A 14,781-nucleotide genomic window follows, 5' to 3' on the forward strand; every position below is an offset into this window, starting at 1 on the left:
TGTTGGTTGTCGGTTGTTGGTTGCTAGTTTTAGAAATTTCTGTCAACTATCAACCAAAAACCATCAACTAATTTTTAGTTATATTTAGAAGCCAGATCGTTAGCTGCCTGCTTAAGAACACCTGTGATCTCATCATCAATTTTTCCTGCTTTAATTGCAGCCATTGTATCAGGGTGCTTAGATCTCAGGAATTCTACGTATTCTTTCTGGAATTCTTTTACTTTACTGATCGGAACGTTTCTCAATAAGTTCTCTGTACCTGCATATATCATTGCCACCTGGCTATCCACAGGAAGTGGAGAGTTCACCGGCTGCTTAAGGATCTCTACGTTTCTTTCTCCTTTAGAGATTACCGCTAAAGTAGAAGCATCCAGGTCAGAACCGAATTTAGCAAACGCTTCCAATTCTTTATATTGAGCCTGGTCCAATTTAAGTGTACCAGAAACTTTTTTCATTGATTTGATCTGAGCGTTACCTCCTACCCTTGATACGGAGATTCCCACGTTGATCGCCGGACGAACCCCTGAGTTGAACAGGTCAGACTCTAAGAAGATCTGCCCGTCTGTAATAGAGATTACGTTGGTTGGGATATACGCAGAAACGTCACCCGCCTGAGTTTCAATGATTGGAAGTGCTGTTAATGAGCCACCTCCTTTTACAATTGGTCTCAGAGACTCCGGTAAGTCATTCATCTGCTTAGCAATCTCGTCATCAGCGATCACTTTTGCGGCTCTTTCCAACAATCTTGAGTGAAGATAGAAAACGTCCCCAGGATAAGCTTCACGTCCCGGTGGTCTTCTCAATAACAGAGAAAGCTCACGGTAAGCAACTGCCTGCTTGGATAGATCATCATAAACAATCAGGGCCGGTCTACCAGTATCTCTGAAGAACTCACCGATAGATGCACCTGCCATTGCAGAATATACCTGCATTGGAACGGGATCTGAAGCATTAGCCGCAACGATTACAGTATAAGCTAAAGCTCCCTTATCTGAAAGGGTTTTAACGATCTGAGCAACCGTAGATGCTTTCTGACCGATCGCTACATATATACAATATACAGGTTGCCCTGCATCATAAAATTCTTTTTGGTTAATGATCGTATCGATCGCAACAGTAGTTTTACCAGTCTGTCTGTCACCAATGATAAGCTCTCTTTGTCCTCTTCCTACAGGGATCATAGAGTCGATCGCCACGATACCTGACTGTAAAGGTTCATTTACGGGCTGTCTGTAGATAACTCCCGGAGCTTTTCTTTCCAATGGCATTTCATATAAATCTCCGGTAATAGGACCTTTACCATCGATAGGGTTACCAAGGGTATCCACTACTCTTCCCAACATTCCTTCTCCTACTTTGATAGAAGAGATTCTGTTTGTTCTTCTTACGGTATCTCCTTCTTTTACCATTTTACTTTCCCCCAAAAGAGCAACACCCACGTTGTCTTCTTCAAGGTTAAGTACAATACCTTCTACATCACTGGAAAATTTCACCAACTCACCGTATTGTACGTTTTCTAACCCGTAAACACGGGCAATACCATCACCGATGGTTAAAACTGTACCTACTTCCTCAACATTGGATTGAGTATCGAAGTTGGCCAATTGCTGTTTTAAGATCGCAGATACTTCTGCCGGATTTATTTCTGCCATTGTATGGTTGTTTTTCTTTTTTAAATAATTTAATTTCCAATTCTAATATTTACGCCGTTTCTGGGTCTGGTATCAGCCGGTGTATTATTAATAATTACCGTTGTCTCAGTATCTTCAAAGTTCTTGTTGTACCTGTCCTTGAAAGTTTTGATATTGGATAGGTTAACCTGACAATTTTTAGGATCTAAAACTCCTTCTTCAATCATATTATTGATGAATCCTTTTCTAAAGTTCATTGCAGTAGCTTGAGCGGTTATGATATCATCGAAACCGTTGAACTGAATTTTAAAATAGGTTTCTCCTCGTTTATTCTCTGCAACATCTATATAGAAAAGTTTGTCGCCATTCAAAGAATAGAATGTATTGAAGGATGTTAACTCTCTTGAAGTGTACTTCATACATTTATTTTTATCTATGAACACATGGTCATCTTTAAGCCTGATATCCTGAGAGGACATAAAGCCAAATACAGCCAGAGAACAAACAAGCAGTACTTTTTTCATCTTTAGTTTAATTGGAAGTCTTTTTTAACCTGGTTAAGTTTCGTCTTAACAGAGGCATCAATCTGCTGATCGCCTACTCTTAAGATATACCCCCCTAAAATATTAGGATTAATTTCTTTTTTAAGATCAAAATTTGAATTAAGATTAACAAGATGGGTAGATCTTAAAATCTGCTCAATATTTGCATCGGAAATTTCTGTTGCCGTAGTCAGGGTAATTCTTTTTATCCCGTTGATATCCTCTACTTTATTGATATATTCCTGAGCAATATTTTTCAGCTGGCTTTCCCGCCCCTGTCTGATCACTAATCTGATCAGGTTTTGAGAAGAAACTGATAAACCTTTAAAAATCTCATTGGCTACTTCTATTTTCTTTTTAGCATCAATGTAAGGGGTAAGGAAAAATTTGTTCAAATCTTTGGATTCGGACATTAGTTTCACTACATCTTTCATTTCAGAAAATACAGTAGCTGTTTGTCCGGATTCTGTTGTAAAATCCAGTAAACCCTGTGCGTATCTTTTAGCTACTTTAGACGTAAGCATTCTTAGTTAAGGTTAGATTTGTTTAGATAATTTTGAACTAATTCGTTTTGAGCTTCACTGTTATCCAGTTTTTGCTTTAAGATAGATTCTGCAATATTTACAGATAAAGTACCGATCTGAGTTTTGATATCTGCCATAGCAGCATTTTTCTCAGCTTCGATAGTCTGTTTAGCTGCAGCGATCATTTTATCTCCTTCAGTTTTAGCAGCATCTTTAGCTTCACCTACAATTCTGTCTTTAATTTCTCTTGCTTCTTTAAGGATAGCATCTCTTTCTATTTTAGCTTCACGAATGATTCTTTCGTTGTCAGCTTTAAGATCTTCCATTTCTTTTTTAGCAAGTTTAGCCTGATTCAATGCATCAACAATAGATGTTTCTCTTTCGTTAACTGCATTCACAATCGGTTTCCATGCAAATTTTGCTAAAAGAAACAATAGGATAACAAAAGTAAGGGTCATCCAAAACAAAAGTCCAATTCCAGGTTCAATAATTCCCATATCTGTAAATTCTTTTTTTAATGTTATATTATGGATCGTTTTTAAAAATTCTTAGCAGCAGCCAACCGCTTAACTGCTAAGAATAGCTTTTTGAGGATAATTACTTGATGAAAGCACCAAAGATGATCGCAATAAGACCAGCACCTTCAATAAGACCAGCAGCAATAAGCATTGCTCCCTGGATCTTACCAGCTTGTTCCGGTTGTCTGGCGATAGCATCCATAGCATGACCACCGATTTTACCAATACCAAGACCTACTCCTAATACTGCTAAACCGATTCCTACGTAAATTAATCCTGCTCCAGTTGTTGTATCCATAATAAAATAAATATTTAGTTAAAAATTATTTTCAAAATTAAGCTCCCGCTTTTTCATGCGCATGGTCATCATGATGATGTTCGTGCTCGTGTTCTGCCACTGCAATACCAATAAATAATGCTGACAATACGGTAAAGATATATGCCTGTAACGCTGCTACCAATAATTCCAGTACTGAAACAAATAACGCCAATGGTACAGATGCAAATCCTAAGAAAGGAGTTTTAAATATAAAGATCAAAGATATAATTGCCAGGATCATGATGTGCCCTGCCGTTACGTTGGCAAAAAGTCGCATCATCAATGCAAAAGGCTTTGTAAAGATCCCGATGATCTCGATCGGAACCATAATCGGGTATAATAAGATCGGAACCGGCGGCATAAAGATGTGCTTCCAGTAGTCTTTATTGGCACTGAACAAAGTAATCAATAAAGTGATGATCGCCAATACGGCAGTAATTGCAATATTTCCTGTAAGGTTGGCTCCTCCCGGGAAGAAAGGGATTAACCCGAAAAGGTTATTGAACCAGATAAAGAAGAAAGCCGTTAAAAGATAAGGCATATACCTCTTGTATTTTACAGATCCGATATTCGGGATAGCTACTTCATCTCTGATAAATACGATAACAGGCTCCATTACTTTCCCGATTCCTTTCGGAAGCTGGGATTTTTTATACCCTCTCGCCATCCCGATGAAAACAATCATCATAAAGATTACTGAAAGGAACATTGAAGCTGCATTCTTGGTAATTGAGAAATCAAAAAACACTTCGTTTGCTTTTTGTTTCCCGTTTATGATAGAGAATAATGTTGCTTTTTCAACTCCTTTGGTAGAAACCACTTGTCCGTGTTCTAACGTATATCCGTCATGCTCATGACCGTGGGCAATACTGTTTGACAGGAATGTATGCCAGCCTGCATTATCCTTAATAATTATGGGCAAAGGGAGAGAAACATGATGCTCTTCACCATTATCATCTTTAGTAGTCCATAAATGCCATTCATTGGAATCACCAATGTGTTCCATGATCATTTTGGTAGCATTGAAGTCTTTTTCATCTTCCTTATGCTCTACTTTTTCAGCTGACTTTTCACCTTCAGATCCATGCTGTGCAGCAGCAAAACTGCTAATGAACACAAATAAAAATGCGAAAAATAATGAAGAAATCTTTCTGTTCATATCTCTTTTTTAATCGTGTGCAAATATATCGATTTTATTAAACTTTACCAATATTAAAAATTGATTTTTATCATCAAAAAAATCAGGATCTGTTAATGAGTTTTATTATAGGTAAATATATAAGGAAAGATGCTATAATAAAGCAGATCACAATAAATAGAAAACCTTCCTTTGTTCTGTCAATTATTGCCAATGATATAATAAGCCATATAATATCCTTAGAAATATTGATGGCAAGGAATTTCATCCCCGCATCAGGCTTACCATACAAAAATCGTCTGAATAGTATGTACACTATTATGTTGAGCAACACTATTAAAAATACCACAATAAGGCCATCTGAAAAATCCATACTGCAAAAATAAAACTATAATTGATTAAACTAAACAAATCTCGGCTATTCTATATGATATATATTATTAAAAATCCTTATTTTTGCAAACTATAATTTATAAATATGTTTAATAGTTTACAGGATAAATTAGACAAAGCACTTCATAATATTTCCGGACGCGGGAAAATTACAGAAATCAATGTTGCAGAAACCGTAAAGGAGATCCGCAGGGCGCTGGTGGATGCCGACGTTAACTATAAAGTAGCAAAAGACCTTACAAAAAGGGTTCAGGATAAGGCTTTAGGGCAAAATGTTCTTACTTCTCTTACCCCGGGGCAATTGATGACAAAAATTGTTCATGATGAGCTCGTAGACTTAATGGGAGGTTCCCAAGAGGGGATCAACCTTTCAGGGAAACCGACTGTAATTCTTATTGCAGGTCTTCAGGGGTCAGGTAAAACCACATTTTCCGGTAAACTTGCCAATTATTTAAAAACTAAAAGAACTAAGAAACCTCTGTTGGTTGCCTGTGACGTTTACCGTCCGGCTGCTATTGACCAGCTTAAAGTATTAGGCGGCCAGATCGGGGTTCCTGTTTATACTGAAGAAGGAGCAACCAATCCTTCCACTATTGCAGACAATGCAATCAAGTTTGCAAAAGAGAACAACCATGATGTTGTGATCGTCGATACTGCTGGACGTCTTGCGATAGATGAGCAGATGATGAACGAGATCAAATCAGTCCATTATTTCATCAAGCCTCAGGAAACCTTGTTTGTAGTAGACTCTATGACCGGACAGGATGCCGTAAATACGGCAAAGGCATTCAATGATGCTTTAAATTTTGATGGTGTTGTTCTTACAAAATTGGATGGTGATACCAGAGGGGGTGCTGCCTTAACGATCCGTTCCGTAGTGGAAAAACCGATCAAATTCATTTCCACGGGTGAAAAAATGGAAGCTTTAGACCTTTTCTACCCGGAAAGGATGGCAGACAGGATCTTGGGAATGGGAGACGTTGTTTCCTTAGTGGAAAGAGCCCAGGAGCAGTTTGATGAGGAAGAAGCCAAAAAACTTCATAAAAAAATCGCTAAAAATGAATTTGGCTTTGATGATTTCTTAAAACAGATCAACCAGATCAAAAAGATGGGTAATATGAAAGACCTGATGGGTATGATCCCGGGGGTAGGAAAAGCCATCAAGGATGTGGAAATAAGTGATGATGCATTTAAGCATATTGAAGCGATTATCCATTCTATGACCCCTGATGAAAGAAGAAAACCATCTATTATCAATACCCAGAGAAAACAAAGAATTGCTAAAGGGGCAGGAAGAAAAATTGAAGATGTCAACCAATTGATGAAACAGTTTGACCAGATGGGTAAAATGATGAAGATGATGCAGGGGCCTCAGGGAAAACAGATGATGCAGATGATGAGCAAAATGCCGAATATGCCTGGTATGGGCGGAATGTTTGGAAAATAAATGATCTACTAAAAATATAAAAGCTCCGGTTCTTCGAACCGGAGCTTTTATATTTTTATAATACCATTAAAATAAACCTGTTTCAATTTCTATATAATATTTCCGAATCTAAACTGTGTTGAGATGCTTTCAGCATGACAAAGCAGATGCTTATAATAAGCTTCCGTTTTAAATAAGAAAGCCCTGAGAAATTAATCTCAGGACTTTATCTTCTGTATATGTTCGTTTATTATTTTGCAAAAACATATTTAACACCAATAGTTACCGCTGATAAATTCAAACCGAACTTGTAGTTATTTACACTTTTAGCTCCGTCAACATCTAACTTGGAAGTGTTGTATCCGAATTCACCGATAGTAGCCTCGATAGTCCAGTTTTTGTTTAAGAAATAATCTAAACCTGGCTTAACGTTTACTCCGATAGAAGTATAGTTTGCCTCGTCAGAGCTGGATACTGTTGTAGTGTTACCTCCTACTGTTGTAGTTGCAGTAGCCTCTTCTTTATATTTACCAAACTCCATTGGAACTTCTAATTGTCCGAAGAAATATAATTTATCTCCTAAAGTCCAGTATTTTCTTACGAACGGGCTTGCAACAAATGCAGACTGGGTAACTTCAGATTTAGCAACCGTCATTGCACTCGTAGAAGTTAAAGTTACTTTATCATTTGCATATCCTACACCTGCACCAACAGCTAAGTTAGGAGCTACAAAGAAACCTACGGTAGGAACTACTCTGAAGCTTTCTGCTTTAGAATTGTTATTGTTGTTTTCTTCCTGGGAATACCCTACTTGTCCGGAAACATAAACAGTTCCTTTAGCGATCTGAGCATTTGATAAACCGAAAAGTGCAACTGCACCTGCTAATAATAGTTTTTTCATTTTAAAAAATTTTAATACTTTCTGGGGCAAATTTACACTGGCCTTATTACATATTAAAATTTGTTAATGTGATTAATATCATTAATAATTTCTAGTAATTTTCAATAATAATATGCATCATATACATGCTTTTGATTTATTTACAATTTTTTGAATAAAAAAACTCCAACTTTTCAATCGGAGTTTAATATATGTAATTTTTCAATACATCTTAATTTTATTAAAAAAAATCATTCTGATGATCATAACATCTGCCATCCTACCGATAGAGCCCCCAATATTCAAAATTGTTTTTTGGGTCCTATATGATATATAACTTAAATCACTGCTGCCCAACCTCTGATAAAAAACAAAAGCCGCTTAAATAAGCGGCTCTGATACTTTAATATAAAAATTCAATTAAAATTTATAAGCATATCCAATGTTTACAGAACTAAGTGTACCATCTTTGCTGATTCCTTTATATCCTGCATATACATTATGCTTTTCTGCAAATGTATAACCTACTTTAGGCTGATAATAGAATCCTCCTCCATCAGCATCACCTGTTAAGAAAGCATATCCTAAATCTGCACCTAAGTTAAATCCACCGTCAAAGCTATACTGAGCTGTAGCAGCAACCGGAATAGCACCTACATTGAATTTATAAGACTGTGCAGGGATAGTGATAGGTCCCATAGTAATTGCAGGCGTACTATATTCTTTCCCAAAATAGTGAGAATATCCTGTTGTAGCTCCTAATTCAAAGTTATCAGCTATTTCCCAAGTATATGCCACGTCTAACCCGGCATTGAAAGAATAAGCATCACCAGCATCACCAATAGGTAAACCAGCATGAGCTCCTAATTTAAAATGACTTTCCTGTGCATTAACATTTGCTCCTAATAGAGCCAAAGCTCCAATCAATAATAGTTTTTTCATGATTAATTTTAATTATTCTCGGCAAATCTAAATACTTTTTACCAAATTAACAAATTTTAATAAAAGTAAGATGTGTAAATTTATAAATTTAACATCATAAAATCAATCATTTCTCACTCTCTTTTCCTCATCATTATAAGCAAGAATGATCTTTTTAACCACAGGATGCCTTACCACATCTTCCTCAGTAAGATGCACAAAACCAATCTCTTTTACATCTTTCAATATCCTCATAGCCTCTTTTAATCCGGATTGCTGCTTAGGCGGCAGATCTACCTGGCTCGGATCACCGGTGATGATAAACTTGGCATTCATCCCCATTCGGGTAAGGAACATTTTCATCTGAGAATGAGTGGTATTCTGAGCTTCATCAAGAATAACAAATGCCTCATCCAGGGTTCTCCCTCTCATGAAAGCAAGAGGTGCCACTTCAATTACCTTTTTTTCCATAAAGCCTTCAAGCTTCTCATGAGGAATCATATCCCGGAGTGCATCATATAAAGGCTGTAAATACGGATCCAGCTTTTCCTTAAGGTCTCCCGGTAAAAATCCCAGGCTCTCCCCTGCTTCCACAGCCGGCCTGGTCAGGATGATCCTTTTAACTTCCTTATCTCTTAAAGCTCTTGCTGCCAACGCTACACTGGTATATGTTTTCCCGGTTCCCGCAGGCCCAATGGCAAAAACCATGTCCTTTTTCTCGGTTTCCTTTACCAGTTTTTTAAGATTAGTAGTTTTGGCTTTAATGACCTTTCCATTGACTCCTTTTACAATAATATCCTGGTCAAAGACCAATTGCTTTTCATTCTCATCCTTTATGTTGAGAATATTTTCCACATCCTTTAGTTCAATAGAATTATTTTTGGAAATAAAGCTTACAATATCATCCAGCTTTTGTTTCAGGATATCCAGAGCCTCCTGATTTCCCATTGCAAAAATATAATGATCCCTGCCTGTAATCTTAAGAGTCGGAAAACTTGATTTTATTAAATTAAAATATTGATTGTTTACCCCATAGAAGCTTTTTGCATCAATTCCTTCTAAATCATATGTTATTTCAAACATGCAAATATTTTTTATTCAGATTTTAAAATTAAAGTTTTTTTTCAAATTTATCTTAAATTGTTATCCACAATCTTCCGGGCTTTCTTTTATTTTTAAATAAATTTGCATCACTATTATTCTGGAATGTCAATTATTACCCTTACTTCAGATTTTGGAAGTTTAGACTATAGAGTTTCTGCCGTGAAGGGCAGGATCTTATCTCTGAATCCGGAAGTCAGTATTATAGATATTACGCACGATATTCAGGCATACAACCTTATACAGACCTCATATATCGTCAGAAATGCTTACAGGTATTTTCCTAAAGGGACCATTCATATCCTGTCCGTCGACAGTTTTTTTCATAAATCCAGAAAGAATATTCTGTACAAAGCAGATGGCTCCTACTTTCTGGCAGCAGATAACGGATTACTGAGTCTTATTTTCTTCGATATCAAGCCAGAAGCTATTTATGAAGTTACCCTGAATAACAGGTTCGATGATGTGGTCAATTTTACATCAGCAGATGTTTTTGTGCCTGCTGCGGTACATTTGGCCAACGGTGGACTTCCGGAAGTGATCGGAAGAAAGATCAAATCGGCAAAGCAGCTTTTATTCCCCAAACCTGTTTATAATGAATCTGAGGGAATGATCATAGGAGAAGTAATGTATATTGATAATTTCGGAAATATAATCTCAAATATCAGTAAAGATTTTTTTGAGACCGTCGCCAAAGGATTTGAAAACTTTACAATAAAATTCAGGAATTTAAGTCTTTCCCGGATATTTTCAAGCCACACTGAAGTCGTTTCAGACTGGGAGCGGGAAACCGAATTTCACGGGCAGTCCGCTGCAATTTTCAATGACAGCCATCTTTTGGAACTTACCATTTATAAAGGAAGTAAAAAAAACGGGGCCAAGACTTTATTCGGACTGAATGTCGGCGAGAATATTTATATCGAATTTTCTTAAATTATACTTTTCATAAAAAAACCGATTTTTTTTATATATTTGTCAAAATCTAAAAAATAAAAATGGCAGAGTACAAATTATTGCTTCCTTCCATGGGAGAAGGTGTTATGGAAGCTACAATTATCACTTGGTTATTCAATGAAGGTGATACGGTAAAGGAAGATGATTCCGTGGTAGAAATTGCAACAGATAAGGTTGATTCAGATGTTCCGACACCGGTTTCGGGGAAAATTGTGAAAATCCTGAAACAGAAGGACGAAGTTGCAAAAGTCGGGGAAGCCATTGCTATTTTAGAAATTGAAGGAGAAGGCGGCAATACCACTTCAGAAGAGGTTAAAACTGAAACTCCGGCTGCAGCTCCTGATACCGAAACGTTAAAAGCCATTGAAGAGCCCTTACAAACAGCGGCTTCTAACGTTGAATTCTCAGGAGAACTTTACTTATCTCCGCTTGTAAAATCTATCGCCCAGCAGGAAAATATTTCAGAATCCGAACTTAAGACCATCAAAGGAAGCGGTTTGGAAGGAAGAATTACCAAAGAAGATATTTTATCATATGTTGCCAACAGAGGAAGCCAGCCTCAGGCAGCCCCACAACAAGCTGCTCCGGTACAGGCGGCGGTTTCTGCTCCACAGCCTGTTACGGCATCAGCTCCGGCTCCTACAGTTCCGGTTGCAGCAGGTGATGAGATCATCCCAATGGACAGAATGAGAAAGATCATTGCTGAAAACATGGTAAAGGCAAAACAGATTGCTCCGCACGTTACTTCATTCATTGAGACGGATGTAACCAATGTTGTAAAATGGAGAAACAAGCATAAAGATCTTTTCGAAAAGCGTGAAGGTGAAAAGCTTACATTCATGCCGATCTTCGTAAAAGCTGTTGTAAAAGCCATCCAGGATTATCCTCTGATTAATGTTTCCGTAAACGGTGAAAACATTATCAAAAAGAAAAATATCAACATTGGTATGGCAACTGCCCTTCCTGACGGAAACCTGATCGTTCCGGTCATCAAGAATGCAGACCAGCTATCCCTTTCAGGTTTGGCAAAGGCCATCAATGACCTGGCCTACAGAGCAAGAAATAAAAAATTAAGGCCTGAAGATACTCAGGGGGCAACATATACCATCTCTAATGTCGGAAGTTTTGGAAATTTAATGGGTACCCCTATTATTCCTCAACCTCAGGTAGCTATTTTAGCGATCGGAGCTATTGTTAAAAAACCTGCTGTTTTAGAGACTAAGGATGGGGATGTTATTGCGATCCGTCAGTTGATGTTCATGTCACATTCTTATGATCACAGGGTGGTAGACGGTTCTTTAGGGGGTATGTTCCTAAAGCATGTTCATGATTACCTGCAGAACTGGGATATGAATACGGAAATATAAATAATCTAACAATAGTTGTCATGCTGAGCTTGTTGAAGCATCTCAAATAATATAAAAACCTTCGGATTTTCCGGAGGTTTTTTTGTTACTCTTTATCAAAAAAACAAAGTTTGTTATTTCTCAGGAATCTAAGCCAGGTTTGTAGAGATTCTTACAGCATCACAAACAAGGATCCTAATTATTCTGTATAATCCAAATGAGTAGAGGTATCCATCAACATAAAGTTTGTCATTCCGAAGGAATCTAAACTAAGTTCGTAGAGATGATTACAGCATGACAAACATTATCTTAATTATTCTTTATAATCCAAATGAATAGAAGTATCCATCAACACAAAGTTTGTCATTCCAAAAAATCTAAATTAAGTTCGTAAAGATGCTTACAGCATGACAAACATTATCCTAATTATTTTTTATAATCCAAATGAAAGAGGTATCCATCAACATAAAGCTTGTCATTCCGAAGGAATCTAAACTAAGTTCGTAGAGATGCTTACAGCATGACAAACAAGGATCCTAACTATTCATATTAGAGGTATCCATCAACATAAAGTTTGTCATTCCGAAGGAATCTAAACTAAGTTCGTAGAGATGCTTACAGCATGACAAACAGGATATTAATTATTCTAATACATATAATATCAGAACTATTAAGCATCATTCATATCTGAAATTTTTATTTTAATAAATAATATTCTAAATTTGAAATATGCTCAAAATTCTGACTTACATCCGAAAAGGTCTCAAAAAATCTTTTGACAACATCCGAAATGAACGTCTGAAACAAACCCTCCTTCAGGCAATACCCTTTTGGATAGGTTCTGTAATAACAGGTTTTTTTGCTGTGATGTATGCCAAAATATTTGCTTGGGGAGAAAGTCTCCTGAATTTTATACTCAACTGGCATGACTGGATGATCTTCATCATTGCTCCCATTGGTTTTGTCATTTCATGGTGGCTGGTTAAGGAATTTGCCCCTAATGCAAAAGGGAGCGGAATTCCACAGGTAATGGCTGCGGTAGAACTTGCCAATCCGAAAGAGCATAAGCACATCAGAAGCTTTTTAAGCCTTAAGATCATTGTTTTTAAAATCATTTCATCCGTTGTCCTGGTTATTGGCGGAGGTGCTGTGGGGCGTGAAGGTCCTACGATACAGATCTCAGGATCCGTTTTCCGGAAGGTGAATGAATATCTTCCTGAGTGGTGGCCTAAAATATCAAAGAAAAACATGATCATGACCGGAGCAGCGGCGGGGCTGGCAGCAGCTTTCAATACTCCGCTCGGAGGGATCGTATTTGCAGTTGAAGAACTTTCGAAAACGCACATCAATTATTTTAAAACAGCCCTCTTCACTGCAGTCATCATTGCCGGCTTAACGGCTCAGACCCTGGCCGGTTCTTATTTATACCTTGGATATCCTAAAACCAACGATGTTTCGTTAATGGTAATGTTTCCTATTATGCTTGTAGCCGGAACTGCAGGGATCCTGGCAAGCCAGCTTTCGGTAATGATGCTTAAAATGAGCACTTGGAAAAAGAAAAAACTGAAGACCGACAGAGCAAATGTAGCATTCCTTGTTTTCAGTGCCCTTATCATTGCTTCTATTGCTTATTTTATCAACAGAGAAATTCTGGGTTCCGGGAAAGAGATCATGGAACGGGTGCTTTTCACGTCTGACAAGCACGAAGATTGGTATGTACCCATTTTAAGGATGTTAGGACCTGCATTATCATTTACTTCAGGGGGAGCCGGTGGAATCTTTGCTCCAGCCCTTACTGCCGGGGCAAGTATCGGGTCTGTGATCTCCGGTGCTATCAATTTATCCCCTAATGAAACCAATGTAGTTATTTTAGCAGGTATGGTTGCTTTTCTTACCGGTATTACAAGAGCACCTTTTACTTCTGCCATCATTGTCCTTGAAATGACCGACAGGCATTCATTGATATTTCACTTAATGCTGGCGGGAATGGTTTCTTCCATCGTTTCCATTCTGGTAAGCCGTCATTCACTGTATGATATGATCAAAGTGAATTTTCTGGAAGAAGTGAGGGGTAAAGGAAGTTAAAAGTTATGAATTATGAGTTATAAGTTATAAGTCATTGTTGAATGGAGTGCAGAAGCTTATCATCAATATAATTCATAATTCATAATTCATAATTCATAACTCAATTCCAATAATTGATTTCCGGAAATATTTCACCACTCTCATTGCGTATTGTAAATAAAATTCTTACCTTTGCACCTCGAAATAATTAACAAATTTATTTAACATTATGAACAATTACGAAACTGTTTTCATTTTAACTCCCGTTCTATCTGATGCTCAGGTGGAGGAAGCAGTGAACAAGTATGTAGATCTTTTAAAAGAAAAGAACTGCGAAATCGTTGCTAAAGAAAACTGGGGATTAAAAAAATTAGCTTATCCGATCCAATTGAAAAAGAACGGATTCTACACTTTAATCGAGTTTAAAGGTGAAGGTACTGTAGTTGCTGATCTGGAATTAGCATTCAAACGTGACGAGAGAGTGATCCGTTACCTGACTACAAAACTTGACAAACACGCTGTTGAGTATGCTGTAACCAGAAGAACTAAAGTAAAAGCAGCTAAAGCTTAATTATTAACCCAATTTAAAAAAGACAAGACATGGCAATAGATGAAATGGCTAAACAAGCCTCAGCTGGAGGAGAATCAGAAGTAAAATTCCTTACTCCGCTTGATATCAATACAAAATCTGAAAAGAAATACTGTAGATTCAAAAAATACGGAATCAAGCATGTAGATTATAAAGATGCCGATTTCTTATTACAATTCGTGAACGAACAGGGTAAAATTTTACCAAGAAGATACACAGGAACTTCTTTAAAATACCAAAGAAAAGTTTCTGCAGCAATCAAAAGAGCAAGACACCTTGCTTTACTACCATACGTAGCAGACTTATTAAAATAAGATAAAAGAAACAAGAAGAAAGAGAAAAGATCCCGGTCTTTTTCTCTTTTTTTAAGTTGCTGAATAAATTAAAATTAATTCTAACTTGATTTTAGATTTCAGATTTCAGACACAAGACTTT

General features: G+C 37.1%; 15 protein-coding genes. 6 read left to right on the top strand and 9 right to left on the bottom strand.

What is annotated here, in order from left to right:
• Positions 1-74: 74 nt before the first annotated feature.
• The 6 genes from atpA to atpB form a co-directional block, all read right to left on the bottom strand.
• Positions 75-1,652 (bottom strand): F0F1 ATP synthase subunit alpha, encoded by a 1,578-nt coding sequence (gene atpA, locus HNP38_RS04460; protein WP_184185088.1) that lies wholly within the window; start codon positions 1,650-1,652, stop codon positions 75-77.
• A gap of 29 nt (positions 1,653-1,681) precedes the next feature.
• Positions 1,682-2,155 (bottom strand): hypothetical protein, encoded by a 474-nt coding sequence (locus tag HNP38_RS04465; protein WP_184185090.1) that lies wholly within the window; start codon positions 2,153-2,155, stop codon positions 1,682-1,684.
• Positions 2,156-2,157: 2 nt separating this feature from the next.
• Positions 2,158-2,697 carry an ATP synthase F1 subunit delta gene (atpH, locus tag HNP38_RS04470; RefSeq protein ID WP_184185092.1) on the bottom strand — a complete coding sequence of 180 codons (540 nt, stop codon included), beginning with the start codon at positions 2,695-2,697 and terminating at the stop codon, positions 2,158-2,160.
• 2 nt (positions 2,698-2,699) lie between these two features.
• A complete protein-coding gene (locus HNP38_RS04475; RefSeq protein ID WP_184185094.1) occupies positions 2,700-3,194 on the bottom strand; it encodes a F0F1 ATP synthase subunit B in 495 nt (164 codons plus the stop codon).
• A 100-nt stretch (positions 3,195-3,294) separates the two neighbouring features.
• Complete coding sequence (locus HNP38_RS04480; RefSeq protein ID WP_184185096.1) at positions 3,295-3,513, bottom strand: ATP synthase F0 subunit C; 219 nt, start codon at positions 3,511-3,513, stop codon at positions 3,295-3,297.
• Between the two features lie 37 nt (positions 3,514-3,550).
• Positions 3,551-4,693: a F0F1 ATP synthase subunit A gene (gene atpB / locus HNP38_RS04485; RefSeq protein ID WP_184185098.1), complete on the bottom strand. Its 1,143-nt coding sequence runs from the start codon at positions 4,691-4,693 to the stop codon at positions 3,551-3,553.
• Between the two features lie 457 nt (positions 4,694-5,150).
• Between atpB and ffh the strand changes: the two genes are divergently transcribed.
• A complete protein-coding gene (ffh, locus tag HNP38_RS04490) occupies positions 5,151-6,512 on the top strand; it encodes a signal recognition particle protein (protein WP_184185100.1) in 1,362 nt (453 codons plus the stop codon).
• 229 nt (positions 6,513-6,741) lie between these two features.
• Here the strand turns inward: ffh and HNP38_RS04495 are convergent, their stop codons facing one another.
• From HNP38_RS04495 to HNP38_RS04505, 3 genes are all read right to left on the bottom strand, one after another.
• Positions 6,742-7,392 (bottom strand): outer membrane beta-barrel protein, encoded by a 651-nt coding sequence (locus HNP38_RS04495; protein ID WP_184185102.1) that lies wholly within the window; start codon positions 7,390-7,392, stop codon positions 6,742-6,744.
• Between the two features lie 399 nt (positions 7,393-7,791).
• The gene (locus HNP38_RS04500; RefSeq protein ID WP_184185104.1) at positions 7,792-8,313 is read right to left on the bottom strand and encodes an outer membrane beta-barrel protein; all 522 of its coding nucleotides are present in this window, start codon (positions 8,311-8,313) and stop codon (positions 7,792-7,794) included.
• Between the two features lie 102 nt (positions 8,314-8,415).
• Entirely contained in the window at positions 8,416-9,375 is a 960-nt protein-coding gene (locus HNP38_RS04505; protein ID WP_184185106.1) for a PhoH family protein, read from the bottom strand.
• Positions 9,376-9,498: 123 nt separating this feature from the next.
• Between HNP38_RS04505 and HNP38_RS04510 the strand changes: the two genes are divergently transcribed.
• From HNP38_RS04510 to rpsR, 5 genes are all read left to right on the top strand, one after another.
• Positions 9,499-10,326 carry an S-adenosyl-l-methionine hydroxide adenosyltransferase family protein gene (locus HNP38_RS04510; RefSeq protein ID WP_184185109.1) on the top strand — a complete coding sequence of 276 codons (828 nt, stop codon included), beginning with the start codon at positions 9,499-9,501 and terminating at the stop codon, positions 10,324-10,326.
• Between the two features lie 62 nt (positions 10,327-10,388).
• Positions 10,389-11,714: a dihydrolipoamide acetyltransferase family protein gene (locus HNP38_RS04515; RefSeq protein ID WP_184185113.1), complete on the top strand. Its 1,326-nt coding sequence runs from the start codon at positions 10,389-10,391 to the stop codon at positions 11,712-11,714.
• A gap of 708 nt (positions 11,715-12,422) precedes the next feature.
• Entirely contained in the window at positions 12,423-13,778 is a 1,356-nt protein-coding gene (locus HNP38_RS04520) for a chloride channel protein (protein ID WP_184185116.1), read from the top strand.
• A 208-nt stretch (positions 13,779-13,986) separates the two neighbouring features.
• On the top strand, positions 13,987-14,328 hold the full coding sequence (rpsF, locus tag HNP38_RS04525; protein WP_184185119.1) for a 30S ribosomal protein S6: 342 nt from the start codon (positions 13,987-13,989) through the stop codon (positions 14,326-14,328).
• Positions 14,329-14,357: 29 nt separating this feature from the next.
• Positions 14,358-14,660 (top strand): 30S ribosomal protein S18, encoded by a 303-nt coding sequence (gene rpsR, locus HNP38_RS04530; protein WP_002979091.1) that lies wholly within the window; start codon positions 14,358-14,360, stop codon positions 14,658-14,660.
• The last annotated feature ends 121 nt before the right edge of the window (positions 14,661-14,781 follow it).

It is taken from the genome of Chryseobacterium defluvii, assembly GCF_014204415.1.
GTDB lineage: Bacteria > Bacteroidota > Bacteroidia > Flavobacteriales > Weeksellaceae > Chryseobacterium > Chryseobacterium defluvii_A.

Coding starts and splice junctions, on each gene's coding strand:
- atpB (WP_184185098.1), bottom strand. CDS start 4,693: ATGAACAGAAAGATTTCTTCATTATTTTTCGCATTTTTATTTGTGTTC.
- HNP38_RS04495 (WP_184185102.1), bottom strand. CDS start 7,392: ATGAAAAAACTATTATTAGCAGGTGCAGTTGCACTTTTCGGTTTATCA.
- HNP38_RS04465 (WP_184185090.1), bottom strand. CDS start 2,155: ATGAAAAAAGTACTGCTTGTTTGTTCTCTGGCTGTATTTGGCTTTATG.
- rpsF (WP_184185119.1), top strand. CDS start 13,987: ATGAACAATTACGAAACTGTTTTCATTTTAACTCCCGTTCTATCTGAT.
- HNP38_RS04480 (WP_184185096.1), bottom strand. CDS start 3,513: ATGGATACAACAACTGGAGCAGGATTAATTTACGTAGGAATCGGTTTA.
- HNP38_RS04510 (WP_184185109.1), top strand. CDS start 9,499: ATGTCAATTATTACCCTTACTTCAGATTTTGGAAGTTTAGACTATAGA.
- HNP38_RS04500 (WP_184185104.1), bottom strand. CDS start 8,313: ATGAAAAAACTATTATTGATTGGAGCTTTGGCTCTATTAGGAGCAAAT.
- HNP38_RS04505 (WP_184185106.1), bottom strand. CDS start 9,375: ATGTTTGAAATAACATATGATTTAGAAGGAATTGATGCAAAAAGCTTC.
- atpA (WP_184185088.1), bottom strand. CDS start 1,652: ATGGCAGAAATAAATCCGGCAGAAGTATCTGCGATCTTAAAACAGCAA.
- HNP38_RS04520 (WP_184185116.1), top strand. CDS start 12,423: ATGCTCAAAATTCTGACTTACATCCGAAAAGGTCTCAAAAAATCTTTT.
- atpH (WP_184185092.1), bottom strand. CDS start 2,697: ATGCTTACGTCTAAAGTAGCTAAAAGATACGCACAGGGTTTACTGGAT.
- ffh (WP_184185100.1), top strand. CDS start 5,151: ATGTTTAATAGTTTACAGGATAAATTAGACAAAGCACTTCATAATATT.
- rpsR (WP_002979091.1), top strand. CDS start 14,358: ATGGCAATAGATGAAATGGCTAAACAAGCCTCAGCTGGAGGAGAATCA.
- HNP38_RS04515 (WP_184185113.1), top strand. CDS start 10,389: ATGGCAGAGTACAAATTATTGCTTCCTTCCATGGGAGAAGGTGTTATG.
- HNP38_RS04475 (WP_184185094.1), bottom strand. CDS start 3,194: ATGGGAATTATTGAACCTGGAATTGGACTTTTGTTTTGGATGACCCTT.